23 protein-coding genes are annotated in these 24,835 nt (G+C 62.9%); 9 read left to right on the forward strand and 14 right to left on the reverse strand.

The annotated features are described in order from the left end of the window. The first annotated feature begins 16 nt into the window (after positions 1–16). The 6 genes from NIBR502773_RS01035 to NIBR502773_RS01060 all read left to right on the forward strand — a co-directional run bounded on the left by NIBR502773_RS01035 (position 17) and on the right by NIBR502773_RS01060 (position 5,959). Entirely contained in the window at positions 17–580 is a 564-nt protein-coding gene (locus tag NIBR502773_RS01035; RefSeq protein ID WP_141155113.1) for a TetR/AcrR family transcriptional regulator, read from the forward strand. 202 nt (positions 581–782) lie between these two features. Further along, positions 783–1,838 carry an AMP-binding protein gene (locus tag NIBR502773_RS01040; RefSeq protein WP_141155114.1) on the forward strand — a complete coding sequence of 352 codons (1,056 nt, stop codon included), beginning with the start codon at positions 783–785 and terminating at the stop codon, positions 1,836–1,838. A 10-nt stretch (positions 1,839–1,848) separates the two neighbouring features. After that, positions 1,849–2,625: an ABC transporter ATP-binding protein gene (locus NIBR502773_RS01045; protein WP_141155115.1), complete on the forward strand. Its 777-nt coding sequence runs from the start codon at positions 1,849–1,851 to the stop codon at positions 2,623–2,625. 2 nt (positions 2,626–2,627) lie between these two features. Continuing rightward, positions 2,628–3,509: a branched-chain amino acid ABC transporter permease gene (locus tag NIBR502773_RS01050; RefSeq protein ID WP_090403615.1), complete on the forward strand. Its 882-nt coding sequence runs from the start codon at positions 2,628–2,630 to the stop codon at positions 3,507–3,509. Between the two features lie 22 nt (positions 3,510–3,531). After that, a complete protein-coding gene (locus NIBR502773_RS01055) occupies positions 3,532–4,599 on the forward strand; it encodes a branched-chain amino acid ABC transporter permease (protein ID WP_115488344.1) in 1,068 nt (355 codons plus the stop codon). Between the two features lie 28 nt (positions 4,600–4,627). After that, positions 4,628–5,959, forward strand: a complete 1,332-nt coding sequence (locus NIBR502773_RS01060; RefSeq protein ID WP_027608469.1) for an ABC transporter substrate-binding protein — start codon at positions 4,628–4,630, stop codon at positions 5,957–5,959. A 27-nt stretch (positions 5,960–5,986) separates the two neighbouring features. On the opposite strand, the gene NIBR502773_RS01065 is transcribed toward NIBR502773_RS01060, so the two are convergent. The 11 genes from NIBR502773_RS01065 to NIBR502773_RS01115 form a co-directional block, all read right to left on the reverse strand. Next, positions 5,987–7,153: a S9 family peptidase gene (locus NIBR502773_RS01065; RefSeq protein WP_141157811.1), complete on the reverse strand. Its 1,167-nt coding sequence runs from the start codon at positions 7,151–7,153 to the stop codon at positions 5,987–5,989. Positions 7,154–7,178: 25 nt separating this feature from the next. Then, positions 7,179–8,153 (reverse strand): VOC family protein, encoded by a 975-nt coding sequence (locus NIBR502773_RS01070; RefSeq protein WP_115488345.1) that lies wholly within the window; start codon positions 8,151–8,153, stop codon positions 7,179–7,181. A gap of 165 nt (positions 8,154–8,318) precedes the next feature. Continuing rightward, positions 8,319–9,743 (reverse strand): carbohydrate porin, encoded by a 1,425-nt coding sequence (locus tag NIBR502773_RS01075; protein WP_027608472.1) that lies wholly within the window; start codon positions 9,741–9,743, stop codon positions 8,319–8,321. Positions 9,744–9,824: 81 nt separating this feature from the next. Beyond that, the gene (locus NIBR502773_RS01080; RefSeq protein ID WP_027608473.1) at positions 9,825–11,063 is read right to left on the reverse strand and encodes an MFS transporter; all 1,239 of its coding nucleotides are present in this window, start codon (positions 11,061–11,063) and stop codon (positions 9,825–9,827) included. Between the two features lie 48 nt (positions 11,064–11,111). Further along, positions 11,112–12,053 (reverse strand): NAD-dependent epimerase/dehydratase family protein, encoded by a 942-nt coding sequence (locus tag NIBR502773_RS01085; protein ID WP_065942102.1) that lies wholly within the window; start codon positions 12,051–12,053, stop codon positions 11,112–11,114. 1 nt (position 12,054) lies between these two features. Beyond that, on the reverse strand, positions 12,055–13,047 hold the full coding sequence (locus NIBR502773_RS01090; RefSeq protein ID WP_065942101.1) for a fumarylacetoacetate hydrolase family protein: 993 nt from the start codon (positions 13,045–13,047) through the stop codon (positions 12,055–12,057). Beyond that, on the reverse strand, positions 13,044–13,475 hold the full coding sequence (locus tag NIBR502773_RS01095) for a VOC family protein (protein WP_065942100.1): 432 nt from the start codon (positions 13,473–13,475) through the stop codon (positions 13,044–13,046). The genes NIBR502773_RS01090 and NIBR502773_RS01095 overlap by 4 nt, the downstream gene beginning before the upstream one ends. An 11-nt stretch (positions 13,476–13,486) precedes the next feature. Beyond that, complete coding sequence (locus tag NIBR502773_RS01100) at positions 13,487–14,239, reverse strand: SDR family NAD(P)-dependent oxidoreductase (RefSeq protein ID WP_065942099.1); 753 nt, start codon at positions 14,237–14,239, stop codon at positions 13,487–13,489. Next, positions 14,239–15,522, reverse strand: coding sequence for a histidinol dehydrogenase (hisD, locus tag NIBR502773_RS01105; protein WP_027608478.1), 1,284 nt, complete (start codon positions 15,520–15,522; stop codon positions 14,239–14,241). The genes NIBR502773_RS01100 and hisD overlap by 1 nt, the downstream gene beginning before the upstream one ends. A gap of 29 nt (positions 15,523–15,551) precedes the next feature. Beyond that, positions 15,552–16,568: an SMP-30/gluconolactonase/LRE family protein gene (locus NIBR502773_RS01110; RefSeq protein ID WP_115488349.1), complete on the reverse strand. Its 1,017-nt coding sequence runs from the start codon at positions 16,566–16,568 to the stop codon at positions 15,552–15,554. 15 nt (positions 16,569–16,583) lie between these two features. Beyond that, on the reverse strand, positions 16,584–17,711 hold the full coding sequence (locus NIBR502773_RS01115; RefSeq protein ID WP_065942097.1) for an FAD-dependent oxidoreductase: 1,128 nt from the start codon (positions 17,709–17,711) through the stop codon (positions 16,584–16,586). A 297-nt stretch (positions 17,712–18,008) separates the two neighbouring features. Here NIBR502773_RS01115 and NIBR502773_RS01120 point away from each other — a divergent pair, with 297 nt between their 5' ends. Beyond that, entirely contained in the window at positions 18,009–18,935 is a 927-nt protein-coding gene (locus NIBR502773_RS01120) for a LysR family transcriptional regulator (protein ID WP_027608481.1), read from the forward strand. Here NIBR502773_RS01120 and NIBR502773_RS01125 read toward each other — a convergent pair. After that, the gene (locus tag NIBR502773_RS01125; protein WP_027608482.1) at positions 18,923–19,363 is read right to left on the reverse strand and encodes a helix-turn-helix domain-containing protein; all 441 of its coding nucleotides are present in this window, start codon (positions 19,361–19,363) and stop codon (positions 18,923–18,925) included. The two genes, NIBR502773_RS01120 and NIBR502773_RS01125, sit on opposite strands and share 13 nt — an antisense overlap. A 164-nt stretch (positions 19,364–19,527) precedes the next feature. Here NIBR502773_RS01125 and NIBR502773_RS01130 point away from each other — a divergent pair, with 164 nt between their 5' ends. Next, positions 19,528–21,111 carry an NAD(P)/FAD-dependent oxidoreductase gene (locus tag NIBR502773_RS01130; protein ID WP_141155116.1) on the forward strand — a complete coding sequence of 528 codons (1,584 nt, stop codon included), beginning with the start codon at positions 19,528–19,530 and terminating at the stop codon, positions 21,109–21,111. A gap of 2 nt (positions 21,112–21,113) precedes the next feature. Continuing rightward, positions 21,114–21,338 carry a hypothetical protein gene (locus tag NIBR502773_RS01135; RefSeq protein WP_027608484.1) on the forward strand — a complete coding sequence of 75 codons (225 nt, stop codon included), beginning with the start codon at positions 21,114–21,116 and terminating at the stop codon, positions 21,336–21,338. 51 nt (positions 21,339–21,389) lie between these two features. Here the strand turns inward: NIBR502773_RS01135 and nirD are convergent, their stop codons facing one another. Together nirD and nirB are read right to left on the reverse strand one after the other, a co-directional pair. After that, positions 21,390–21,752 (reverse strand): nitrite reductase small subunit NirD, encoded by a 363-nt coding sequence (gene nirD / locus NIBR502773_RS01140; RefSeq protein WP_141155117.1) that lies wholly within the window; start codon positions 21,750–21,752, stop codon positions 21,390–21,392. Next, positions 21,752–24,295 carry a nitrite reductase large subunit NirB gene (gene nirB, locus NIBR502773_RS01145; RefSeq protein WP_141155118.1) on the reverse strand — a complete coding sequence of 848 codons (2,544 nt, stop codon included), beginning with the start codon at positions 24,293–24,295 and terminating at the stop codon, positions 21,752–21,754. Before nirB ends, nirD begins: the two co-directional genes overlap by 1 nt. Between the last annotated feature and the right edge of the window lie 540 nt (positions 24,296–24,835).

Consider the following 24,835-nt stretch of genomic DNA (forward strand, 5'->3'; position numbering starts at 1 on the left):
GAAGAGCAATCCACACGTGAGTGAAAATGCCCGCGAAGCGATTCTGGAAGCCGCCAGACTCGCCGCTCAGCACTACGGCTACAGTGGCATCAACTTCCGCAGCATCGGCGAAACGGTGGGGATCAAGAACGCCAGTATCTATTACCACTTCCCGAGCAAAGCCGATCTTGGCGCAGCCGTCGCCAGGCGCTATTGGGAAGACGCTGCCAGCGCCCTCGCGGCGATACGCAGCGAGAACCCAGATCCGCTGCAGTGCCTGCGTGCTTATCCGAGCATCTTTCGAAAATCACTCGAAGACGGCAACCGCTTGTGCCTGTCCAGCTTTATGGCGGCCGAATATCAGGACCTGCCGGAGCCGGTGAAGAAAGAAATACTGACGTTTGCCGATACCAACGTAGCCTGGCTGGCGGCATTGCTTGCCGAGATCGAACCCGCGGGTGCAGAGGCCTGCGAGCGTCGCGCGCGTGCCATCTACACCGCCATTGCCGGCGCGCAGTTGATTGCCCGCACCCGGGCCGATCTCAGTTTGTACGACGAACTGGTCCAGAGTTATCGGGACGCGGGGCTTATCCCGGCGTGACAAGCTGGAGCCCTGCCGGCGACAGGTAGCGCTCCAGCAATGGCCCCATCGCTGTTGGCCCAACAACACTGCTTGGACAGCTTGTGCTGAATCAACACACGCCTCCTTCCCAAAAAATCCACATATCCCCTTGAAATAAAAGCATTTAATCCTCTGGCATGACGCGTGCAATCGCCTTCGCATACTGACGAAGGATACCCCCATGCCCCAGACACTGCCCCAGGCGCTGTTGCGCCAAGCCCACACCCGAGGCTCGGCGATTGCCTTGCGCTTCAAGCGCCTGGGCATCTGGCATGAGCGTAGCTGGAGCGCGGTGGCTGACGAGGTCAGCCAGCTCGCCGCCGCCTTGCATCAACGCCGCTTCGGGCCTGACGATAACCTGTTGATCCTCAGCCAGGCGCGCCCCGAAGCGTTGCTGCTGGCGCTGGCCGCGCAATGGCTGGGCGCCAGCGTCACGCTGCTCGACCCGGACCGCGACAACCGGGCGCTGCTGGCCGGGCTGCGACCGCGCTTCGTGCTCGTGCAAGACCTGGAAGCGCTGCAACAACTCAGTGAACGCGGGGTGGTGGTATTTCTTGACGGGCGTGGCCTGAGCCAGTTCGCAGACGTCGATTTGATCGACTATGCCGAGCTGCGTGCCGATGCACCGCCACCCGCCCACGCCCCGCAGCCGAGCGACACCGCCTTCGTCTTTCATGCCGACACGTCCCTGCACTTGACCCATGGGCAACTGCTCGCGGGAGGCCGGACGCTGGTCGACCGCGAACACCTCGGCGCCGACGACGAAGCCCTCGCCGCACGGGTGTTTGCCGCCAGCGGGCAGGCACGCTATCTGCTCGCGCCCTGGCTGCACGCCGGCTTTCGGCTGAACTTCCCCGAGGCCCTCGCCACCCGCGACACCGACCGCCGCGAGCTGGGCCCGACCCTGGTGCTGGGCACCCGCGAATCCTATGGGCGCCTGGAGCAATGGGTGCGTGAACGCCTGCCACTGCCGGACAGCTTCAGCCATCGTTTATACGACTGGGCCATGCAGCCGACCCCCTCCCCCGTGCGCCGCTGGCTGGGCCATTGGCTGGTGCGTCGGCCGTTGCTGGATGTACTGGGCATGAGCCGCCTGCGCGTGCCCTTGCTGGTCGGGCCGCCACTGCATCCGGAAAGTGCCGCCTTCTTTGCGGCCCTGGGCATTCGTCCCGGCCATTGGCAAGAGCCGTCCACCCGCCACGAACCCAGCGACCACTTGCTGCCTCAATCTGCCTGACGAGCCTTCCATGCCCACACCCACTGAAGCGGTATTACTGCGGCTCGATGACATTTCCCTGTCGTTCAAGGGCATCAAGGCCATCACCTCCATCAGTTTCGAGGTCAAGGCCGGTGACATCTGCGGCCTGATCGGCCCCAACGGCGCGGGTAAAAGCTCGCTGCTCAACGTGATCAACGGGGTCTACCACCCCCAGAGCGGCAGCATCCACTACGCCGGCCAGACCCGGCGGCGCATGCGCGCGCACCAGGCGGCCGAAGGCGGGATCGCGCGGACCTTCCAGAATATCGCGCTGTTCAAGGGCATGAGCGTGCTCGACAACGTGCTCACCGGGCGCAACCTCAAGCGCCGCAGCAGTTGGCTGGAGCAGATGCTGCGCCTGGGCCGTGCGCCACGGGAGGACGACGCCCACCGCCTGCACGCGGAAAAGGTGATTGCCTTCCTGCAGATTCATCCCTGGCGCCACGTGCTGGTCGGCACCCTGCCCTATGGACTGCAAAAACGTGTCGAGCTGGCCCGCGCCCTGGCCGCCGAACCGACCCTGCTGTTGCTGGATGAACCCATGGCCGGCATGAACGCCCAGGAGAAAGCCCAGATGAGCCAGTTCATCCGCGACATCAACCGCGAGTTCGGCACCACCGTGGTGTTGATCGAACACGACATCGGCGTGGTCATGGGCTTGTGCGACCACGTGGTGGTCCTCGACTACGGTCGCAAGATCGGCGACGGCACCCCGCAACAGGTGCGCGCCAACCCCGATGTCATCGCCGCCTACCTGGGGACCTGAACATGGAATTTTTCTTCGAAGTGCTGATCGGCGGGCTGCTGGCGGGCGTGATGTATGCCCTGGTGGCGATTGGTTTTGTGCTGATCTACAAGGCCTCCGGCGTGTTCAATTTTGCCCAGGGTGCCATGGTGCTGTTCGCCGCGCTGACGTTTGTCAGCCTGTTGGAGCGCGGCTTCCCGTTCGCCTGGGCGTTCCTGATCACCCTGGCGAGCATGGTGGTGCTGGCGCTGCTGATCGAAAAAGTGGTGCTGCGGCCCTTGGTCAATCGTCCACCGATCATCCTCTTCATGGCGACCCTTGGGCTGTCCTACATGATCGAGGGCTTTGCGCAGTTCCTGTGGGGCGCGCAGGTGCACGGACTGGACCTGGGCATCGCCGACGAGCCGCTGGAAATCCGCGGCATGCTGCTTTCGCAATTCGACCTGTTTGCCGCCGGCACCGCCGCCGCGCTGGTGATCGTGCTGTCGCTGCTGTTCAACAAGACGCGGGTGGGCCTGTCGTTGCGTGCGGTGGCCGATGACCCGCTGGCGTCCATGGCCATCGGTATTCGCCTGCCGCGCATCTGGGCGCTGGTGTGGGCGGTGGCCGGGTTCGTCGGCCTGGTGGCCGGGTTGCTCTGGGGCGCACGCCTGGGGGTGCAGTTCTCGCTCTCGCTGGTGGTGCTCAAGGCGCTGCCGGTGCTGATCATCGGCGGGTTCTCGTCCATCGGCGGGGCGATTGTCGGCGGCCTGATCATCGGTGCGGCGGAGAAAGTCGCCGAGATCTACCTCGGCCCGATCATCGGCAGCGGCATCGAGAACTGGGTGCCCTACGTCCTCGCGTTGCTGTTCCTGCTGGTGCGGCCTGCCGGGTTGTTCGGCGAGCGCGCCATCGAACGGGTTTGATTGTCCTTGGGGAAATGCCTGCATGTTGTATCAAGAAGTCGGTCAAATCAGTACCTCCTACGCGGCCGAGCGTCGCACCTTTCGCCTGCGCCAGGACCGCGTCGCGCTGTGGCTGCTGCTGGGCGTGGCGTTCTTTGCGGTGCCCTGGCTGGGCAATGACTACTGGTTCAGCGCAATCCTGGTGCCGCTGCTGGTGCTGTCGCTGGCCGGGCTTGGGCTCAACCTGCTGACGGGCTATGCCGGGCAACTCTCCCTCGGCTCGGCGGCGTTCATGGCGGTGGGCGCGTTTGCCGCCTACAACCTGCAGTTGCGGGTGCCCGGCCTGCCGCTGCTGGTGAGCTTTGCCCTGGGCGGCGTGATCGCTGCAGCGGTGGCGGTGTTCTTCGGCTTGCCGAGCCTGCGTATCAAGGGCTTTTACCTGCTGGTGGCGACCCTGGCCGCGCAGTTCGTGGTCGAGTGGGTGCTCACCCGCTTCAGCTGGTTTACCAACGACAACGCCTCGGGCGTGATCACCTCACCGCCGCTGCTGATTGCCGGGCTGGATTTCAGCTCACCGCGTGGCCGCTACGTGCTGACGCTGGCCGTGGTGGTGACGCTGTTCTGGCTGGGCAAGAACCTGGTGCGCAGCGAACTGGGCCGCAACTGGATGGCGGTGCGCGACATGGACACCGCCGCTGCCGTCATCGGCATTCGCCTGTTGAAGGCCAAGCTGCTGGCGTTTGCCATCAGCGGCTTCTACCTGGGCATCGCCGGTTCACTGTGGGCGTTCGCCTACCTGGGCACGGTCGAGCCCCACGGCTTTGACCTGAGCCGCTCGTTCCAGGTGTTGTTCATCATCATTATCGGCGGCCTGGGCAGCGTGCTCGGCAACGTCCTTGGCGCGGCATTCATCGTGTTGTTCCCGATCCTGCTGGCCAATCTCTTCGCGCTGTTGCCCGTTGGGCTGATGGATGCCGGACAGCTGGAGAACATCCAGAAGATGCTGTTTGGCGCGCTGATCATCGCGTTTTTGATCAAGGAACCGGAGGGGCTGGCCCGTCTGTGGCAGCGCTTTCGTCAACGGGCCAGGGTCTGGCCGCTGCGTTACTGAACTCAATAACCCCCCAGGAATGACCTCCATGACACACCGCTTATCGCTGCGCCGCCTGGCCTTGGGCCTGGCCCTGATCACCGCCGGGCTCACGGCCGGCGCCCAGGCTGCCAACGAACAATACTTCCCCTTGCAGAGCTACCGGGTCGGCCCGTACGCCGCCGGCGGCACCGGTTTCTTCGGTGGCTTTATCGACTACCTGCAATACATCAATGCCAAGGGCGGGGTGAACGGCGTCAAGCTGACCTGGAGCGAGTGCGAAACCGAGTACGTGGTGGAAAAAGGCGTCGAATGCTACGAGCGCCTCAAGGGTGGGCTCAACGGTGCACCGGCCGCCGCCACCAACCCGCTGTCAGTCGGCATCGCCTATGCCACCCTGGATCGCTCCACGGCCGACAAGTTGCCGCTGATCACCATCAACCATGGCCGCACCGACTCTACCGACGGCAGCGTGTTCCCCTACGTGTTCCCGCTGCAGCTCAACCCGTATTCGGAAGTCTCGGCGATCATCAACTACATCGGCCAACGCGAAGGCGGCGCCGACAAGCTCAAGGGCAAGAAAATCGCCGTGCTCTACCACGGCTCGCCCTACGGCAAGGAAACCAATGGCGTGCTCGAAACCCTGGCGAAAAACGCCGGCTTCGAACTGACCCTGCTGGAAGTGCCGCACCCCGGCAACGAGCAGCAATCGCAGTGGCTGAACATCCGGCGCCTCAAGCCCGACTGGGTGATCCTGCGCGGCTGGGGTGTGATGAACCCGGTGGCGCTCAAGTCCGCGCAGAAAGTCGGCTACCCGGCCGATCACATCATCGGCAATATCTGGAGCAACTCCGAAGAAGACGTGGTACCGGCCGGTGCCGCCGCCAAGGGCTTTATCTCGATCACCACCCACCCGTCGGGCACCGACTTCCCGGTGCTGCAAGGGATCAAGCAAAGCGTGGTAGACGCCGGCAAGGGCAACCTGGCCGACCCCAAGCGTTTCGGCACCGTGTATTACAACCTGGGCGTGGTCAACGGCATCCTCAACGTCGAAGCCCTGCGCCTGGCCCAGGAAAAATACGGGCAAAAACCATTGACCGGCGAGCAGGTACGCTGGGGCTTCGAACACCTGAACCTCGACGACGCACGCCTGCAGGCCCTGGGCGCCAAGGGCCTGGTGCAACCGCTGAAACTCTCCTGCGCCGACCACGAAGGCGGCGGCGCCGTGCGCTTCCAGCAATGGGATGGCCAACGCTGGAACCTGATCAGCGACTGGGTACAGGCCGACCGCGCCTTGCTGCGGCCGATCATCGAAGCTTCGGCGGCGCAGTACGCCAAGGAGAAAGGCATCACGCCGCGGGATTGCAGCAAAGAGCAGTAAGCCCCGAAATAGACCGTTGTTGAGCGCTCACCCGAAGTGGGTAGTACCGCCCAGGCGCTCAGCAACCCAATCGGCAATCCAGGCGCCGGCGTTCGAGGTGTTGTCCAGGCTGCTGTGGTGGATACCGCCTTCACGCGGGGTGAACACCTTCAATTCGCGATCCGGGCTGTTGGTGAGTTGGTCATAGGACTGATGCGCGTACGCCAGCGGAATCTGCCGGTCGGCCTCGCCATGACTCACCAGGAACGGCACCTTGATACGCTCCATTACCCCGTTGAGGTGCACCTGCTCGGCGAGCGTCATGAACGCCTCCATGCTGCTCGCACCCCACACCCAGCACACGTGCTCCCAGTAGTGCGGCACCGGTCGTTCACCTTCGCGGGACAGGCGCCGCTTCTGCATTTCGCCCCAGTTATGGTTCGCCCCCCACACTGCGCCCAGGGCAAAGCGCGGTTCGAACGCTACAGCGCGCGGGCAGTAATACCCACCCAGGGACACCCCCAGCAAGCCGATACGCAGCGGGTCGATTTCGCAGCGGGTTTGCAGGTAGTCCATCAGCGGGCTGGCCCACAGTTCGGTGTTGACGACTGCGGTCATACCATGCAGGCGCAGGGCTTCGCCGGTGCCGGGCTGGTCGATGAACAGGCTGGCGATGCCGCGTTTGGCAAGCAATTGCGGGAACAGCCCGGCGCGATAGACCATCTCCTTGGTGCTGTCCAGGCCATTGATCACCACCAGACACGGCGCCGCGTCAGTTACGCCCTCAGCCGGGGTGAACAGCCCGGCGAGATGGGCACCGTCGTAGGGAATTTCAAAACGCCGGGTATTTTCGCCAGACAGTTCGACGCCTTCGGCGAAGGTGCGCAGAAACTTGGCGTACAACGCTTTGCGAGGCGCATAACCGTGAGCCTGCATACGCTCGGCAGTGATGAAATATACCGCCGCACGGTTCAACTTGTCACCGGCGCTGAGCCACCTGCCGGCCGCTTTGTCTTCGTGCGCCAAGGCCACCAGGTTGTCGCCTCCAGCCTCCCAGGCGGCCATAAACGCCTGGGTGCCCGCATCGTCACCCTGGCGGGCTACCTCCAGCAGCGGCCGGCACATGGTGTCGATCTCGCCGATCTTGCCGCCCATCTCGATGGCTGCCGCAACTGCCAGGCTCCATACATAATTGGTTTCGAAATACTGGAACATGCTCATGGGTCAATCCTTGTGAAAATCAGCGGCGCATAGCCGGGAATTCGCCCTGGTAAAAGGTCACGTCCCAGGGAATGTCGTCCTGCATGAACGCAGGCGGGTTGCCCATCCACTGGGCCGTGCCGAAGCGAAACTCCCATTCGCGCGGTACCCAACTGTCGTCGAGGTAATCGGTGTCGGCGCCGTACTCGGCCTCACCACCGGTGGGTGAGTTGAAGTAGCAGAAGATTGCCGAAGCGATGCGGTGGCGGCCGGTACCGAGAAAGCCATGCTGCCAACCGCGTCGGGTCATGTAATTGGAGCCGACCATCACCTCGTCGAAGTCCTCGACCCCGAAGCAGGCGTGATGAAAACGCGGCACCCCGCCCGCCCCCGGTGCCTTGTTATTGAGCAGGAAGGTGTTGTGGTGCTCATTGGCACCGTCGGCGCGCAGGTAGGTACCCACGCCTTTCTGATGGTCGGACAGGCGAAAGTTCAGACGGTCGCGAAAGAACGCAAAGCTCTGCCAATAGTCATCCACGGCAAACACCACGTGGTTGATGGTTTTAGGTCGAGCCCGCGTGCGCCATTTGCGGTGCTGGTTGAGACGGTTGACGTTGCCGGCAGCGTTGACCGGGTCGGGGGCGTAAGTGACTTTCCTGCGGTTGAACACGCGAAGCCCCAAGGCCTGGCCGCAATCGCTGAGAAAGTGCCAGGCATCATCCTCGCCCAGGAGAACCTCACGGTCGCTGGACAAGTCGGCGACCAGCCGCGCCAGGTTTTCAGCGTTGTCCACGCCCCAGATGGTCTCCTTCACACCGAAGCCTTCGTAGCGCGACGCCGGAATAGAGGGGTGATGCATTTCGCGCACGATAATGGTCGAGCCTTCCTCCAGTCGATACAGGCTTTCCTGATCGTTGGCACTGAGGCGCACCAGGCCGAAATCATCAAAGAAGCGCGAGGCCAGGGCCAGGTCCTCGACGCCATACAACAGGGTGTCGATGCCGATGATCGCCATCTCAGGTCTCCTGGAAAGTGAAATTGCGCTGCATGGTTGTGTCCTCATCAAACAGGGGTCTAAGGCCAGAGTAAGAAGCCCGGCCCATGCCGACTAATCGTTTGTCGACATGGGTTCTATCCATGGCGTGGATGGCTTCAGACGCCCGCCATGGAGTGCGACGAATCAGTGACGGCTGTTCAAACCCAGCATCTCGTCGAATTGCACATGCAACAGCAGCCCGGCGGCATAACCATCGCGCGGGTTGACGCCGGTGTAGGGGTTCAACCAACTGCTGGCTCCCCACGTACGCAGCACGAAGGGGCTGAGAACGATGCTGTCGGTGAGGATGAAGTTGGCGTCCAGCGCGACCGCATACTCGTTGCGCCCGGGGCGGTAACTGCCACCGCCCGATGCCGCGTGAGCCTCTTCAAGGAAGCGTTGCTCGCGACTGGTCAGTTGTGCCCAGTTGACGTTCACCGAATAGCTGTCGAACGGTCGGCTGCGAAAGGGTGCGGAAAGAATCAGCCCTGCGTTGCCTTGGGTGCCGACGCCATTGGTGGTGCCTTCATCAAGTGTGTGGGTCAAGCTGGCATAGGCTGCTACCGCTGTTGGGTTGAGGTCTTGGGTGGCGCCGCCGTCCTGGCGCCAGACGGTTTTCTTGGCGCCCAGGTAGAAACCTGTCACGCCCTTGCGGGTATCGGCAGCGGCAGTTGTGTCAGTGACTTTCGAGGTGCCGTTGACCGTGAAATAGGGGTCGGTCTGTTGCCCGTTATTGTGAAAGCCCAGCACCTCGAACGTTTGCGGGTAGGCTTGCATGCGGTAGTCGGTGCGATAGGCCAGGTTCGCCAGGTACACCGTACTCAAGGTGCCGCCACTTTCGCCGACGTCGCGCTCCCAGCCATTGGTGAAGGGATAGGCATTGTTGCTGCGCCACGCACCGACCTGCGCGCGCACGGCGGGGCTGAAATCGTAGCCGACGCGCGCGCCCCAGTTGGCGTAGGGCGGCGGGTTGATACCGGCCGTGTCCTGCAGGATCGCGTTCACGCATCCCAGCGGCACGTTGCACAGCGGCAGCGCAAAGTAGTTGCCGGCGTTGCTCTTGCCCGCTTCGATGGACAGCTTGTCGTCGAGCAATTTCTGCTCGTAGGTGAACAGGCTCAGGTGGCTGACATTCGGAATGTAAGGGCCCGGTTTACCGGCAATCACATCACCCACCTGCCGACCGTAGTCCAGGTTGCTGGTCCAGGGCACGTACAGCTGCTCGAAGTGGATCGTCCCACCGGGCAGGCCAATGAGCTTGTCGAGGTTGAAGTCGGCGCCGATGGCAAAGATGGTCAGTGACTCGTGGTTACCGGTGTACAGGCCGGCGCTGGGGTTGCGCAGGTAAATCTCAGTCATCGACAGGTGCGGGCTCACACCATGGTCGTTGAGCCACTTGCCCTGCGCCTCAAGAAGCTTGCCACTTTTGGGTGGCACATTGGGCTCCACATTCAATACGCGCGGACCGACTTTTTCATTCGGGTACTCGTCGCTCGGCGCGTCGGCAGCCAGGGCGGGGCCTGCCGTCACGATGATCAATGCACAACCAACCACCATTCGAATCGTCATGTTCAGTCTCTTTTGTTGTTTTTATGAGATAAGGGGGCCTGCTCCGGTACCAGGGCACCGGAGTGTTCGGTCATTCCAGGGTCAGGCGTCTTCGAGATTGACGCCGGTCAGGCGCAGGTTGCGTGCCGCCCGGCACTTCACCAGGCTGGCGCCGAGTGCCAGCAGTACCACCGGCAGGCAGAGCCAGCCGGCCCAGCCAATGGTGGTGGCCAGGCTTCCGCTGACCTTGCCAACGGCCACGACCAGGATCGGACTGAAAAACATGCCCAGGCAGTAGCTGCCGTACCACATGCCAGTGCCCAACCCGCGGCGCTGCCACGGCAGTTCACGCATGTTCCAGATGGCCAGGGTGGGCAACATCAGGCCGCAGCCCAGGCCGTTGATCAGTGCAACAACCATGATTGCCTGCCAGGTGTGCATCGCCGGAATCAACAGAAAGCTGGTAGCGATCAGGCCAAAGGCCAGGGCCAGGCAATGGGGGGTACGCAGGCCCAGGCGAGTCAGCAGGTGCACGCTAAGAGTACCCAGCACGATCATCACGCTGCACGCCGACGCGACGAGGCCGGCGGTCTGCGGGGACGGTTCGCCGATGTCCCCGAGCAGGTAGGCCATCTGGATCTGCAGGATCATGAACATGACCGCGCCGATGAAGGTCACCACACAAATCCCCAGCATCAGCAACGGCCGAAAGCTCACGTTGTTGCGCGCCTGCTCTTCGTCCGACGCCATGCTGGCTGCGCGCGGTTCCCACAGCATGACCTTGCTCAATAGCGCCAGTGCCAGGGGCACCGCGTAGACTACATAGGGCATGCGCCAGCCAAGTTCACCCAAGGCGCCGCCTACCATGAAGAACAGGATCGCCGACGACGACGCAAAGGTGGTTTGCAGCGCCAGGTACTTCTGGCGTTGCGCACCGCTGTAGTAGTCGCCGATCAGCATGGTGCTGATGGTCACCACCACCGCCTCCACGCAGCCCAGGGCGATACGACTGACGATGATTGCGTAGAGCGAGTCGAGGAACATCGGCATCAGGCCGAACACGCCGTAGCCGACAATCGACGCCACCAGCAATTGCTTGCGCCCATACCGATCGGCCAACACGCCCACCAGCGGGCTGAGCAACGCCACCAGCAAGCCGGGAATAGTCAGTGCCACCGGGATCAGGAACTCGACGTTAGGCACGTCGGAAAAATGCGCCTGCATCTGTGGCAGGCTCGGCGCTACCACGATGGCCGCCATCGGTGACAGACAGTTGATCAACAACAACAGGTACGTAGCGAGGGTCGCCTTTGACTGGGTGACGCGGGTAGGAGCGTTCATGGCCTCTCCGGATTGTTATTATTAAAGGGTGAAACGCACGCTTGGGTATTACAACTGCAGGGTTCGCTCGATCAGTTGCTCGATGCCTCCATCATGGCGCAAGCCCAGGGCTTCGGATGCCTCGGCATGCAAGGGCGGATAGCGGCCGAAATTCGCCTCCAGGTGTTCATCAGGCTGGTACTCCACCTGTGCACGGCGGTCTTCGCCGAAACGCCTGCACAGCCCGTCGACCAACTGCGCCATACTCAGGTGCAACACCGGCAGCGCGAACACTCGCCGCGCCACCAGTCGCTCGGGCGCCAGCGTAGCGGCGTGCAGCAGGTTATCGACACAGCGTGCCGCCGACATCCACCAGGCCTGCGCCTGCGGCGATACCGGGCACTCGAAACGCGTGCCCGCCGCCAGCGCCCAGAACACCTCGCTCATGAACGCCGACAACAACCCGGAAGGTTGCGGCGGGCGGGCCACAATGCCCGGTAAGCGCAGGCTGATGCCATCGATCCAGCCACGGCGGCTGAAATCATCGATCAGCAACTCACCCATCAATTTCTGGGTGGCGTAACTCAATTGCGGGTGCAGGCGCGTGTGGTCGTCTACCGCGGTCGGCAAGGGCGAGCCATACACTGCGATGGTGCTGGCGAACACTACACGCGCCGGGCTGGGTTGATCCTTGAGCCCTTCCAGCAACGCCAGCGTGGCGTCCAGGTTGACTCGACGGCCCAGGCTGTAGTCGCGCTCGGCGGCCCCACCGGGGATGCTCGCCAAATGGAAGGCGATATCGACCGGCGTTTCCAGGGCATCGGCCAGCAACCGCAGGTCGGCGATACTGCCGGCAAGGCAGCGCACGCGGGGGTCCGGCGGTATCTGAGGAAACGCCAGGTCCAGCAGGGTCAAACGTGTCCAGCCCGGCAGTGCATAGGGATCGGCCAGTAAGCGACGTACCAGGGTGGCGCCCACAAAACCATTGGCGCCGGTGATCAATACATGCATGTCAGTGCTCCTGCACGGGGGCTGGAACAAACCGGTGATCGATGGCGCCGAACAGGCTTTGCCCGTCCAGGCCAAAGATTTCAAAGCGCAAACGGTCGCCGAATTTCAGGAAAGGCGTGTTCGCCTCACCCTGCTCGATCACTTCTATTGCACGTCGCTCGGCCAGGCAGGCCGAGCCTTTGGCGGTGTAGTCACGGTTGGAGAAGGTGCCCGAGCCCAGCACCGTACCGGCGCGCAAGTTGCGGGTACGAGCCAGGTGCATTACCAGTTCCGGGAAGCTGAAGTCCATTTCATCGCCGTTGGGTTCGCCGAAACGCTGGCCGTTGCACTGCACATGCAGCGGCAGCTTGACGCGGCCGTCGTGCCAGGCTTCGCCCAGTTCATCCGGGGTGACCGCCACCGGCGCAAACACCGTACTGGGTTTGGCCCGCAGTGGACCGAAACCGATACTCACCTCCTTGAACAGATGCGCGCGCAGGCTCACGTCGTTGAGCAGCATCAGCAACTTGATATGCCCCGCCGCTGCCGTTGGCTGAATGCCCATGGGCACATCATCAAGCACCACTGCTACCTCGCCCTCGAAATCGATCTGGTGGTCCTCGCCGGGCACCGGGTAATCGTCGCAGGCACCGAAGAAATCGTCCCCGGCGCCCTGGTAGATGATAGGCACGCCGGGATCTTTCTTGATGTCCAGATTGTACGCACGCTCCATCAGGCTGCCGTGGTTGAGGAACGACGAGGCATCGGCCCATTGGTAGGCACGGGGCAGCGGTGCCATGGCCGCGCGCGGGTCAAAAGCGAACGCCTGGGGTGCCCGGCCTGCGTTAAGTGCTGCGGACAACTGCTGCAATGCCGGTTCGCAGCGGGTCCATTCTTCCAGCGCAGCCTGCAGGGTGCCGGCGATTCCACTGGCCAGCACCGCGCGGCCCAGGTCGCGACTGACAACCACCAAGCGCCCATCGCGGGTGTGATCCTTCAGGGTTGCAAGTTTCATCGGTGTGCTCCTGGCCCGGACCACAGGGCCGGGCATTCAATGAGTTCCAGCAGATTGCCGCTGTTGTCGCGCACAAAGCCCATGGGGGTGCCTTCGATGACCGTTTCGAAAACGATGTCGGCACCTTTGCCGCGCAACGCGTGGAAGGCAGTCGCGGCATCCTGCACGGCAAAGCACAAGTGCTTGTGGCCGTGGGTCTTGAGGTCCAGGTGCGGCTCGCGACGCTCGCTCGGTAACGGGTGCGCTTGGTCCAGCTGGAACAGCTCGATGCGGTAGTCGCCGCAGCGGATAAAGGCGATATGCGCCGGGATCCGGTCAATGTAGGCGCGGCTTTCCAGCTCGAAACCGAGCATCAGCCGGTACCAGCCGATGGACGCCTCCAGGTCGGGGACGCTGATCCCGCCGTGGTGGGGTTTGATCGCAAACATGGCAGCCTTCCTCAGCTCAGTGCCCGACCGCCATCCACTGGGATGACCGCGCCGGTGGTAAATGTCAGATGGCAGGCCAGGGCCAACACCGCCTGGGCGACCTCTTCGGGCAAGGCCAGGCGACCCAACGGGGTACGTGCGGCTTGCTCGTCACGCCAGCCCTGGGCCAGGCCCTGGACGAACTCCGTATCGGCCAACCCCGGCGCCACCGACACCACCCTTACCTGAGGCGCCAGGGCACGGGCCAGGGACTGGGTCAGGTTGTCCACCGCCGCCTTGCTCGCGCAGTAGGCAATATTGCTGCCCATGGCCGTACGCGCGGCAATCGAGCTGATGTTCACCACCAGCCCATCGCCGCCGGCCTTGAGCAGCGGTGCCAAGGCCCGGATACAGGCGATCGGACCGCGCACGTTGATGGCCAGGATATTGTCGATCAGCCCGTCATCCAGCCCCTCAAGGTCGGCATGCGCGACAAACCGCGTCGTGCCGGCGCAATTGACCAGAATGTCGCAACGCCCAAAGTGCCTCTGTACCTGAGTGGCCAGTCGCTCGAGCATGGCGCTGTCGGTGACAGGTGCCGCCACGGCGAGGTGGCCACCGGCAACAGTCGGCAGGTCAGTCACCAGGGTATGAGCGGCATCGCTGGAGCGGTTGTACCCCACCACTACGCTGGCACCCGCGCGGGCCAGGGCATGGCAGATCACCGCCCCCAACCCGCCGGTGGCTCCGGTAACGACGGCGACCTTGCCTTCCAGGCGGCCCATCAGGAGGCCTTCTTCAGCCGACGCACACGGATATCCGCCTGCTCCTTGTGGCCGGAGAAATGCTCCAGTGCACACAACCGCGAGCAGACTTCACCGATGGCCACGCTGGCTTCGTCTGTGAGCACCCGCTGGTAGGTATGAGTCTTGATGAACTTGCCCACCCAGAGCCCGCCGGTGTAACGCCCGGCGCCCATGGTCGGCAGCGTGTGATTGGTGCCGATCACCTTGTCGCCGTAGGACACATTGGTGCGATGCCCCAGGAACAGGCCGCCATAGTGAGTCATGCGCGCCAGGAACCAGTCCGGGTCGCGGGTCATCACCTGCACGTGTTCAGAGCAGATGCGCTCGGATTCGGCGAGCATCTCTTCGTCGCTGTCACACAAGATGATCTCGCCATAGTCGCGCCAGGCCACACTGGCCACCGGAGCAGTGTCCAGGCGCGCGAGCACCTGCTCGATGGCCGCCGGCAATTCTTCGGCAATACGGCGGCTGGTGGTCACGCAAAACGCCGGTGAAGTCGGCCCATGTTCGGCCTGGCCCAGCAGGTCGACCGCCACCAGTTCGGCATCCACCGTGTCATCGCAGATGACCATGGTTTCCGTAGGCCCGGCGAACAGGTCAATACCGACGCGACCGTACAGTTGACGCTTGGCTTCGGCCACGTAGGCATTGCCCGGACCGACGATCATGTCGACCTTCTCGATGTGCTCGGTGCCCAGGGCCATGGCAGCGACACCTTGCACGCCACCCATCACATAGATTTCATCAGCCCCCGCCATGGCCATCGCGGCGATGATCTCCGGCGACGGCTGGCCATCGAATGGCGGTGCACAGGCGATCACGCGTTTCACACCGGCCACTTTGGCGGTAAGCACGCTCATGTGCGCCGAGGCCAGCAGCGGGTACTTGCCGCCAGGGATGTAACAGCCTACCGAACTCACCGGGATGTGCTTGTGCCCGAGCACCACGCCCGGCAGGGTTTCGACCTCCACGTCGCGCATCGACAGCAACTGGATTTGGGCGAAGCGACGGATCTGGGCCTGGGCGAAGGTGATGTCCTCAATGGCCTGGGGCGACAGGCTGTCTATGCACGCCTGGATCTGCTCCTGGCTCAGCCGCAGGCTCGGCGGGTTCCAGCCGTCGAACTGTTGCGAGTACTCCCGCACAGCCGCTTCGCCGCGCTGATCGATCGCATGGATAATCTGTTCGACCGTGTCGCGCACCTGGGCGTTGAGCGCCGCCTTGTGCTCCGCCGGTTTGCCTTTTTTCAGATAACGAATCATGAGCCGGTTCCTGTCTTGTTATTCGGTATTCAGCGCCAGTGGATCAGCGGTTGGCCCGCCAGTGGCGCCCGGAAAAACGGAATGCGTGTGCCCTGCAGACTGCCCAGGTACACGGTTTTCAAATCGGGCCCGCCAAACGTCAGGCTGGCCATCCACGGTGCCAGTGTGCCGTGGGCAGCCTGCATGATCTGCGGGGTGAGGGTTTTGGCGCGGTAGTGCTGGTTCAGCAACGCTGTGGCGACCGGGTTACCGTCATCAAGCAGGTTGAGTACTTCGCCATCGGGGGTCAGGGCAATCAGCTTGTCGCTCATCACCAAGGTCACCCACAGGTTGCCGAAGCTGTCGAAGGCAAAACCGTCGGGAAAGCCCTCCAGCTCCGCCGGGCCAAACACTTCACGCTCCCCTAGCGAGCCGTCGGCCTGCTGGCGCAGGCGGGAGATTCGCCGCACATTGCTTTCCACCACGTACAACCATTCTTCGTTGTCGTCGAAGCGGATTTCGTTGGTGCCGCCAAACCCTTCGGCGACGATGCGAATGCCCTGGGCGTCGATCACGCCGATGTAGCCATCCAGCACGCCGGAATTGATCGAGTCGGTCCACGGTTGCATCGTGGTCGTCACCGTGAACCAGATACGCCCCTTGCGATCCCGTAGAGGGAAGTTGGTCTTGCCCAGGGGCTTGCCGTCGAGCTGGTCAAACAGCACCTGGACATGGCCCTGGAGGTCGAGCTTCTCGATACGGTCCAGGCCCCAGTTGCAGATGATGAAGTCGCCCTGCTCCGTCAGCGCCAGGCCATTGGGCAGCGACGCGCCCTGGGACTGCACATAGCGCGATTCGAAGGACGCCGCCTGCGCCTCCACCTGCGTGGGCGCCAACAAGGTCTGCTCGCCATTGGCAGTAATATGCATCACCCCGCCACGTGCGTCGGCGGACCACAGGCTGCCGTCGGGCTGGGCGATGATGCATTCGGGGCGTTGCAGGTCGTGGCCGATGAAACCGATAGCGTCGCGGTCGACCTGCCAGCCTTTGAGCGGATTACGTTGCATGAGCATGTCCTTGGGTCATATAGGCTGGGCGACTACATCGATCATTTGTTTCATCAAACCGGCGAAGTTGGCATCCGGTGTCGGCCGCTGCTCCCACTCGCCGATCTGCACGGACCCTTGGTTGATGAATTTGCAACGCTCGTAGCGACGCAGCATGAAACCTTCGAGCACCTCGGCCAGGCTCAGCTCGGCGCCACACAGTTCACCCAGCACCACGGCATCCTCCACCGCCTGCGCGGCGCCCTGGCCCATGTGCGGCGTGGTGGCGTGCGCGGCATCGCCAATCAACAACACGCGCCCGCGGTACCAGGGGGCCGGCATCAACAGGGCTTCCAGCGGGCGATAGACCACTTGGGTGTTGTCGGTGATCTGGGCGCTCAGCTCCGGTACCAGGCCGCCGTAGCCTTCAAGGCGTCGGCGGAACTCGGCGGCCAGCGTGTCCGGGTCGAAGAACGGGTTGCCGGGTTCTTCGAACACCGACAGGATGTACAGGCTGTCTTCGGTCAATGGCGTGTAGCCAGCCTTGCCGCCCGGCTTGCCCTCAAACATGTGCGACCAGAGCAGGTCCTTGGGCCGTGGCAGGTTGTAGCGCCACACGCCCTGCCCCGTGAATTGCGGCGTGTACTGCTCGCCGAATATCGTCGTACGCACTTTGGAGTACACACCGTCGGCCCCCACCACCAGGTCATAATCACCCCGACTGCCGTCGGTGAACCCCACGCTGACGCCGTGTTCATGTTGAGAAATATCACTGAAGGTCAGGCCCAGACGCAGGTTGGCGCCACTGGCGGCCACCGCATCAAGCAATACCTGATGCAACGCCGGACGGGTCAGTCCGAGGTTCGCGGGATACTGCTCGCCGGCCAGCCGTGCACCACTGAGTTCGGCTTTTACCTCCCCCTGCTGGTTGCAGATGCGCAGGCCCTTGTAAGGGAAACCGGCGGCCACGGCCGCGTCGGCAATACCCAGTTGCGCCATGGCGCGAATGCAGTTGGCCTGGACCACGATACCCACGTGATACACCTTGGCCTGGGGGCTGATTTCGACAATATCGACCACTACGCCGGACTTGCGCAGGGCGATGGCGGCGCTGAGGCCGCCGATGCCACCGCCGACGATCAGCACATGCTTGATGGCGCTCATCAACGCACTCCTCTTGGATGCAGAGTGAAGTGGGCACACAGGCTTGGAAGCGTGAGGTGGGGCACAGGACTGCTCTCCATATTTATTGTTGTTATGGCCGGCCTCACAGGGGGCTGGCTGAACATGGGCCAACCTTACTCACCCCTCAGGTATGCCGGAAATTGTTTGTTCGGATAGGTCCCATCCATCAGATGGATAGCCCAACAGCCACCGCTATTTGCGTTTCAAATCCTTTGCCAGGCAGGTATAACAAGCCTGGATGCCCGTAAGCACAATCATAAAAAACGGAGTAACGCCATGCGCTTTCACGGTTTGGATTTGAACCTCCTCGTGGTGCTGGACATGCTGCTGGCGGAGCAGAACATCACCCGTACCGGTGAGCGCCTGCATCTCAGCCAGCCGGCCACCAGTGCGGCGTTGTCACGCCTGCGCGACTATTTCGAAGATGATTTACTGGTACAGGTCGGTCGCAGGATGGTCCGTACACCGATGGCCGAAACCCTGGCCCAGCCGATTCGTGATTTGCTGATCCAGATGCGCTCCACCTTGGAAAACCGCAGCCGATTCCAGCCGGACCTGGCACGCCGAAACTTCACGCTGATGGCGTCGGATTATGTGGGCATGGTGCTGCTGCCCGAGGTCAGTCGCAGGCTGAACACCCTGGCACCGTCATGCTCCATCGAACAGTTCCTGCCTACGGATGAGGCCGCCCTTGAGATCGAGCGTGGGCACGTGGACTTCCTGGTGCTGCCGGACAAGAACATCCTCAAGGAACACCCCTGTGTGGCGCTGTTCAGCGATGAATACGTGTGCGTGATGTGCAAGGACCATCCGGCCGCCAATGGGCCTTTGTCCATGGATGACTATAAGGCGCTGGGGCACGTGCTGGTGCGCTGGGGCGGCGAGCATCGCGCCCCCATGGCTGATGAGTGGTTTGCGCGCAGTTTCGGGTTCACACGCCGGGTGGAAGTGACCACCAACACCTTCAACAGTGTGCCGCCGTTTCTGATCGGTACCCTGCGGGTCGCCACCATGCACCGTCGCCTGGCGGAGAGATGGGCACAATACTTGCCGCTGCGGATCGTATCCGCCCCCTGGACCGCGCCGCCGCTGACCATGTCCATGCAGTGGAACAAATACCAGCAGCTCGACCCCGGGCTGGCCTGGTTGCGCAACCTGATCATCGAGACCGCCGCCTCGATGGATCCCGATCAGGCATCGTAGGCCTGGCGGGCGGCCTCGATGACCGGGGCCTGTTGTTCGAGCCACACCAGCAGCGCCTCAAACTGGGTGACCAATGAAACGCCCAATGGCTTGAGGCTGTATTCCACCTGCGGCGGAATGGTAGCGATCACACGACGTTCGAGCATGCCGTCACGTTCCAGCGCACGCAGCTTGAGGGTGAGAATGCGCTGCGACAAGCTACCCTCCGCCATATCGTTGACCTGCCGTTGCAGTTCGGTAAAACGCAGCGTACCGGTGTGCAGCACCAGCAACAGCAACGGGGTCCAGCGGTCGCCAAGCCGAGCCAGGGATTCACGCACAGGCCCATGGGGATCATTGCCGCCGCGCAGCACCCGCGCTTTCAGATCATCCAGCGCCTGGCGCTGAATCTTGTCGACCACATGCATCGAGCCTTCACCTTTGTGCATCCCACTCTCCCTGCCAGCCCCTGGGGGGTACGTACATTCAGGTAACCGACCTACATTAAAGTGCCGTCTTCCGCCTGCCGGCCCGCTGCCCCAGTATCCGGCACAGCGGCGCCCTGCCCCCGGGCAGTACACCGACAACAAAAACAACAGAAGCGGAAGATCCTATGAATCATTACGATATCGTCGCCATCGGCGGCGGGCACAATGGCCTCGTGGCCGCAGCCTATCTGGCCAAGGCCGGCAAAAAAGTCCTCGTGCTGGAACGCAAGGACTATGTGGGCGGTGGCGTGACAACGCGCCAGCTTAACACTCCAGGCTTCTGGCATGACGAGCACTCCAGCGTGCATATCATGATCCAGGGCAACCCCATGATCACCCGCGACGAGCTCGGTCTGTTCAGCCGGTTCGGCCTCAAGTACAACTACTCCGATGTGCCCCATGCGACCGTCTTCGAAGACGGCAGCGCACTGATCACCTACCGCGACCTGGACAAGGCCTGCGAATCCATCGCCAGCGTGTCGCCTCGCGACGCAGAGACCTATCGCAAGCTGGCGACCAAGGCCGCCGGGCTGCTGCCGATGTTCCTCTCCGGTTTCTATTCACCCCCGCCGCCCATGGGGGCCATGGTCGCCATGCTTGACCAGAGCCAGGAAGGCCGCGAGATGTTCGACGCCATGCAGCGTAGTACCCTGGACATCGTCGATAACCTGTTTGAGCACGACAAGGTCAAGATCCACCTGTTGCGGGTGATCGCCGAAAACCTGCAAGCCCCGGACGAGTTGGGTACAGGTATGGGTGTGTATGTGTTCGTCGGCATCATGCACACGTACGGCGTGTCGCAACCGGTGGGTGGCAGCGGCAAGCTTTCAGAAGCCCTGGTGCGCTGCATCGAGCACCACGGCGGCGAGATCCGTTGTAACAGCGAAGTGCGCAAGGTGATCGTCGAAGGCGGGCGCGCCAACGGTGTGGAGCTGGCCGACGGTGAGCGAATTCTGGCCCGAGACGCGGTGGTCGGCGCCTTGCACCCTCATGTAATCAAACGCTTCGTCGACGGGCTTGATCCTGGGGTGACCGCACGCGCCGAACGCGCCACGCTGGCCCCATTCAGCCTGTTCGTCAGCCACTACGACTTGCACCGGCAGGCCGAGTTTCATGCCGGCGCCGATGTCGGTCGCGCCACGATGCTGACCATGATGAGCTGCGACCGCCTGAGCGACATGCTCGACGACTTCGACGAGTTGCGCCGTGGGCGGGTGTCCAGGCGCAGGCTGGTGGCCGGTGGCGACGAGAGCATCAATGACCCGACCCGCGTGCCGCCAGGCAAGGGCATGTTCCACGGTATGACGTTCGCACCCTATAACCTCGCCGAAGGCGGTGCCGCGCGCTGGGACGAGTACAAGGAAGAATTCGGCGATCTGAGCCTCCAGGCGTACCGCAAGTTCGTCAAGAACCTTACGCCGGATAACATCATCGCCCGCAAGGTGTGCTCGCCGCTGGACCTGGAACGCAGTTCGCCCAACTCCATGGTCAAGGGCGATGTACACGGCGTCGCCCCCTACTTCTACCAGAGTTTCGCCCACCGCCCCACGCCCGACCTCGGCCGCTTGAGCGTACCCGGGCTGGACAACCTGTACCTGGTGGGTCCTTTCATGCACCCGGGCGGCGGCGTATTCGGCGCCGGCCGGGGCACCGCAATCAAAATATTCGATGACCTGGGCATCGATTTCGACCGTGTGACAAGGAACTGATCATGAAAATATTCGGCAGCGACAACAGCGAGCTGATGACCGTGAGCGCCATAGAGCGCAGCGGTGACGACCTGGTACTCAAGGGTAAGATTTTCGGCGCCATGCCCATGCTGGCCAGGGTGCGACCGGAAGAAGCACGTGCAGCCTTACGCCTGCTTGACATCAAGACTGCTGTGTTCCTCTTGAGCCTGCTGTTCAGGCCGGCCAGCCGCAAAGCCGGCAAGTAAGCGCCAGGGTGCTGCAGGAGAGCGGCTTGGCCACTCACCTGCAGCGCTGCATCAGTCCACTCCCAACTCCACCACCCCACCGCTCAGCCGCACCGGCCACACCCGCAAACGCTGGTGCGGTGCCTCCAGGCATTGGCCGTCGTGCAAACGGTAATGCTGCTTGTAGATCGGCGCGGCCACCACCAGGTCGCCCTTGATGCTGCCGACCAGCCCGCGTCCGATCACATTCGCGCCGGATTCGGGGTCGTGGTTGTCGATGGCGTACAGCGTCTGGTCCTGGGCCCCGGGCAGGTAGAACAGCGCGACTTGGGCGCCGTCCAGCCACACCACGACGCCGGAATTACTCACCAGGTCGGTCTCGTTGCACACGCTTTTCCAGGTGGCAAGGTTGCGCTGCGTGTTGGACTGGCTCATCAGGCAAGCTCCTCGGTGACGGCAATCAGGTTGAGTTCGGCGGCCATGATCGGCCGACGCTGGCCGCGTTCCTGGACAAAGTGGATGTCCGGGTCGGGGCGTTTATCGTTGACGAAGGTGCGGAAGCGCTTGAGTTTTTCCGGGTCCTTGAGGGCGTTGGCCCACTCGCATTCATAGCGGTCGACCACCAGTTGCATCTGCGCTTCAAGCTCGGCGCCTAGGCCCAGGCTGTCGTGCAGGATCACGTCCTTGAGGAAATCCAGGCCGCCTTCCAGGCTTTCGCGCCAGACCGAGGTGCGTTGCAATTTGTCGGCGGTGCGGATGTAGAACATCAGGAAGCGGTCGATGTACTGGATCAGCGTGGCGTCATCCAGGTCGGTGGCGAACAGTTCGGCGTGGCGTGGGCGCATGCCGCCGTTGCCGGCGATGTACAGGTTCCAGCCCTTCTCGGTGGCGATCACGCCCACGTCCTTGCTCTGCGCCTCGGCGCATTCGCGGGTGCAGCCGGACACCGCGAACTTGAGCTTGTGCGGCGAACGCAGGCCCTTGTAGCGGTCCTCGATCAGCAGCGCCATTTTCACGCTGTCCTGCACACCGTAGCGGCACCAGGTGCTGCCCACGCAGGACTTCACCGTGCGCGTGGACTTGCCATAGGCGTGGCCGGTTTCAAACCCGGCGGCGATCAGCTCGGCCCAGATGTCCGGCAACTCGTGCAGTTGCGCGCCAAACAGGTCGATGCGCTGGCCGCCGGTGATCTTGGTGTAGAGGTCGTATTTCTTCGCCACTTCGCCAATCACGATCAACTTGTCGGCGGTGATCTCGCCGCCCGGAATACGTGGCACTACCGAGTAGGTGCCGTTCTTCTGCATGTTGGCCATGAAGGTATCGTTGGTGTCCTGCAGCGGCACCAGGGACGCGTCCATGATCGGCTGGTTCCAGCACGAGGCCAGGATCGACCCCACCGCCGGTTTGCATACATCGCAACCGGTGTGGCCACGACCGTGTTTGGCCAGCAGTTCTTCAAACGTGAGCACCCCTTCCACGCGCACCAGGGCATACAACTCCTGGCGGGTGTAGGCGAAGTGTTCGCAAAGGCTCTTGTCGACGCTGACGCCGCGGGTAATCAGCTCGTGCTCAAACACCTGCTTGAGCAAGCCGGCGCACCCACCGCAACCGGTGCAGGCCTTGGTCTGCGACTTGAGCAGGCCGAGGTCGCTGCAACCGGCGTCGATGGCCGAGCAGATCGCGCCCTTGTTGACGTTGTGGCACGAGCACACCGTGGCCGAGTCCGGCAAGGCGCCTGGGCCGAGGGTCGGTGCGCCGCTGGACGATGGCAGGATCAGGCTGGCCGGTTCGGCCGGCAGCGCGATGCTGTTCTGCATGTATTGCAGCAAGGTGTCGTAGTAGCTGTTGTCGCCGACCAGCACCGCGCCGATCACGTGTTTGCCGCTCGCATCCACCACCAGGCGCCGATAGCTGGCAGTCGCCTCGTCGATGAACTGGTAGCTGCGCGCACCCGGTGTATGGGCGTGGGCGTCGCCGATGGAGCCCACGTCCACGCCCAGCAACTTGAGCTTGGTGGACATGTCGGCGCCGACAAAGGGCTCGGCGCTGTGCTCGCATAACAGCGCGGCGACGCCACGGGCCATCTGGTAACCCGGCGCAACCAGGCCGAACAGGCTGCCGTTCCAGGAAGCGCATTCGCCAATTGCGTAGATGTGGGGATCGCAGCTCAAGCACTCATCGTTGATCACCACGCCGCCGCGCGGGCCAATGTCCAGGCCGGCCTGGCGGGCCAGTGCATCCTGGGCGCGGATCCCGGCGGAGAACACAATCAGGTCAGTCTCAAGGAATTCGTCATTGGCAAAGTTCATGCGGTAGCGGTACTGCTCGCCGGCACTGATCGACTGGGTGGCGCGGGACAGATGCACACCGACGCCCAGCCGCTCGATCTGGGCCTTGAGGGCCAGGCCGCCAAAATCATCCAGCTGCACCGGCATCAAGCGCGGCGCAAATTCCACCACATGGGCTTCCAGGCCCAGGCTTTTCAGGGCGTTGGCGGCTTCCAGGCCGAGCAGGCCACCGCCCACCACCACACCACGGCGGGCATTGGCGGCAGCGGTGCGAATGGCGTCGAGGTCTTCGAGGGTGCGATACACCAGGCGCGAGTCGCCTTCGGCGCCCTCGATCGGCGGCACGAACGGATAGGAACCGGTGGCCAGCACCAGCTTGTCGTAGCCCACGCAGCCCTGGGCGGTGATCACTTCACAGCGTTCGCGGTCGATCTCCAGCACCGGTACACCCAGGTGCAGGGTGACACCCGGCGTCTGGTACAGCGCAGCGTCCGACAACGCCAGGGACTCGGCATCGCGGCCGGTGAAGTACTCGGAAAGATGCACGCGGTCATAGGCACGCATCGGCTCTTCGCTGAACACGTGCAACCGGTAGTGATCCAGCGCGCCGCGTTCGATCAATTGCTCCACGCAATGGTGGCCGACCATGCCATTGCCGACGACGATCAGGGTTTTCATCTGTTTGTTCATAGCAAGCACCCGACAACGTTCATCACGGTTTAAAAAGCAAAAAAAACGCCTGAAACCTTGCGGTTCCAGGCGCCTTTGCCTGTTCTTATGCGGGATAGGATCGGCGACTGCGCCGGATCTACCGCTTTATGCCCCTGTTGTCGATCGTCGTTGACCGAGATGGGTTGAGGGGGAGCTTGCAGGGTCTGTGCCAATTGGTCGCGAGCCTTACTGCGACGCCTTCTAGCGGTACTCATCGAATCTGAATGCACACTTCAGCGCCTCCAACTGGTGCATCCCGCGACAAAAAAGTGCATTCCCGGATACAAATCAAAGGGTCACAGAAGAGCGGGCTTATTGTGGTGAGCGGGCTTGCCCCGCGCTGGGTGGCGAAGCCGCCCCATCACTGCCGCTGCTTACTTCCTGTAAGGACCGAGGCGCCTGGGTTTAGGGCTGCTGCGCAGCCCAGCGCGGGGCAAGTCCGCTCACCACAGCAAGCCCACTCACCACAGTAACCCCGCTCACCACAGCAAGCTGGCTTGCCACGATTTGCCCGTGCTT

The sequence above is a fragment of the Pseudomonas sp. NIBRBAC000502773 genome (assembly GCF_006517195.1).
GTDB classification, from domain to species: Bacteria; Pseudomonadota; Gammaproteobacteria; order Pseudomonadales; family Pseudomonadaceae; genus Aquipseudomonas; species Aquipseudomonas marginalis.

Coding starts and splice junctions, on each gene's coding strand:
- NIBR502773_RS01130 (WP_141155116.1), top strand. CDS start 19,528: ATGAATCATTACGATATCGTCGCCATCGGCGGCGGGCACAATGGCCTC.
- NIBR502773_RS01065 (WP_141157811.1), bottom strand. CDS start 7,153: ATGTTCCAGTATTTCGAAACCAATTATGTATGGAGCCTGGCAGTTGCG.
- NIBR502773_RS01070 (WP_115488345.1), bottom strand. CDS start 8,153: ATGGCGATCATCGGCATCGACACCCTGTTGTATGGCGTCGAGGACCTG.
- nirD (WP_141155117.1), bottom strand. CDS start 21,752: ATGAGCCAGTCCAACACGCAGCGCAACCTTGCCACCTGGAAAAGCGTG.
- NIBR502773_RS01095 (WP_065942100.1), bottom strand. CDS start 13,475: ATGTTTGCGATCAAACCCCACCACGGCGGGATCAGCGTCCCCGACCTG.
- nirB (WP_141155118.1), bottom strand. CDS start 24,295: ATGAACAAACAGATGAAAACCCTGATCGTCGTCGGCAATGGCATGGTC.
- hisD (WP_027608478.1), bottom strand. CDS start 15,522: ATGATTCGTTATCTGAAAAAAGGCAAACCGGCGGAGCACAAGGCGGCG.
- NIBR502773_RS01045 (WP_141155115.1), top strand. CDS start 1,849: ATGCCCACACCCACTGAAGCGGTATTACTGCGGCTCGATGACATTTCC.
- NIBR502773_RS01075 (WP_027608472.1), bottom strand. CDS start 9,743: ATGACGATTCGAATGGTGGTTGGTTGTGCATTGATCATCGTGACGGCA.
- NIBR502773_RS01090 (WP_065942101.1), bottom strand. CDS start 13,047: ATGAAACTTGCAACCCTGAAGGATCACACCCGCGATGGGCGCTTGGTG.
- NIBR502773_RS01040 (WP_141155114.1), top strand. CDS start 783: ATGCCCCAGACACTGCCCCAGGCGCTGTTGCGCCAAGCCCACACCCGA.
- NIBR502773_RS01055 (WP_115488344.1), top strand. CDS start 3,532: ATGTTGTATCAAGAAGTCGGTCAAATCAGTACCTCCTACGCGGCCGAG.
- NIBR502773_RS01110 (WP_115488349.1), bottom strand. CDS start 16,568: ATGCAACGTAATCCGCTCAAAGGCTGGCAGGTCGACCGCGACGCTATC.
- NIBR502773_RS01085 (WP_065942102.1), bottom strand. CDS start 12,053: ATGCATGTATTGATCACCGGCGCCAATGGTTTTGTGGGCGCCACCCTG.
- NIBR502773_RS01050 (WP_090403615.1), top strand. CDS start 2,628: ATGGAATTTTTCTTCGAAGTGCTGATCGGCGGGCTGCTGGCGGGCGTG.
- NIBR502773_RS01100 (WP_065942099.1), bottom strand. CDS start 14,239: ATGGGCCGCCTGGAAGGCAAGGTCGCCGTCGTTACCGGAGCCACCGGC.
- NIBR502773_RS01060 (WP_027608469.1), top strand. CDS start 4,628: ATGACACACCGCTTATCGCTGCGCCGCCTGGCCTTGGGCCTGGCCCTG.
- NIBR502773_RS01115 (WP_065942097.1), bottom strand. CDS start 17,711: ATGAGCGCCATCAAGCATGTGCTGATCGTCGGCGGTGGCATCGGCGGC.
- NIBR502773_RS01080 (WP_027608473.1), bottom strand. CDS start 11,063: ATGAACGCTCCTACCCGCGTCACCCAGTCAAAGGCGACCCTCGCTACG.
- NIBR502773_RS01125 (WP_027608482.1), bottom strand. CDS start 19,363: ATGCACAAAGGTGAAGGCTCGATGCATGTGGTCGACAAGATTCAGCGC.
- NIBR502773_RS01135 (WP_027608484.1), top strand. CDS start 21,114: ATGAAAATATTCGGCAGCGACAACAGCGAGCTGATGACCGTGAGCGCC.
- NIBR502773_RS01120 (WP_027608481.1), top strand. CDS start 18,009: ATGCGCTTTCACGGTTTGGATTTGAACCTCCTCGTGGTGCTGGACATG.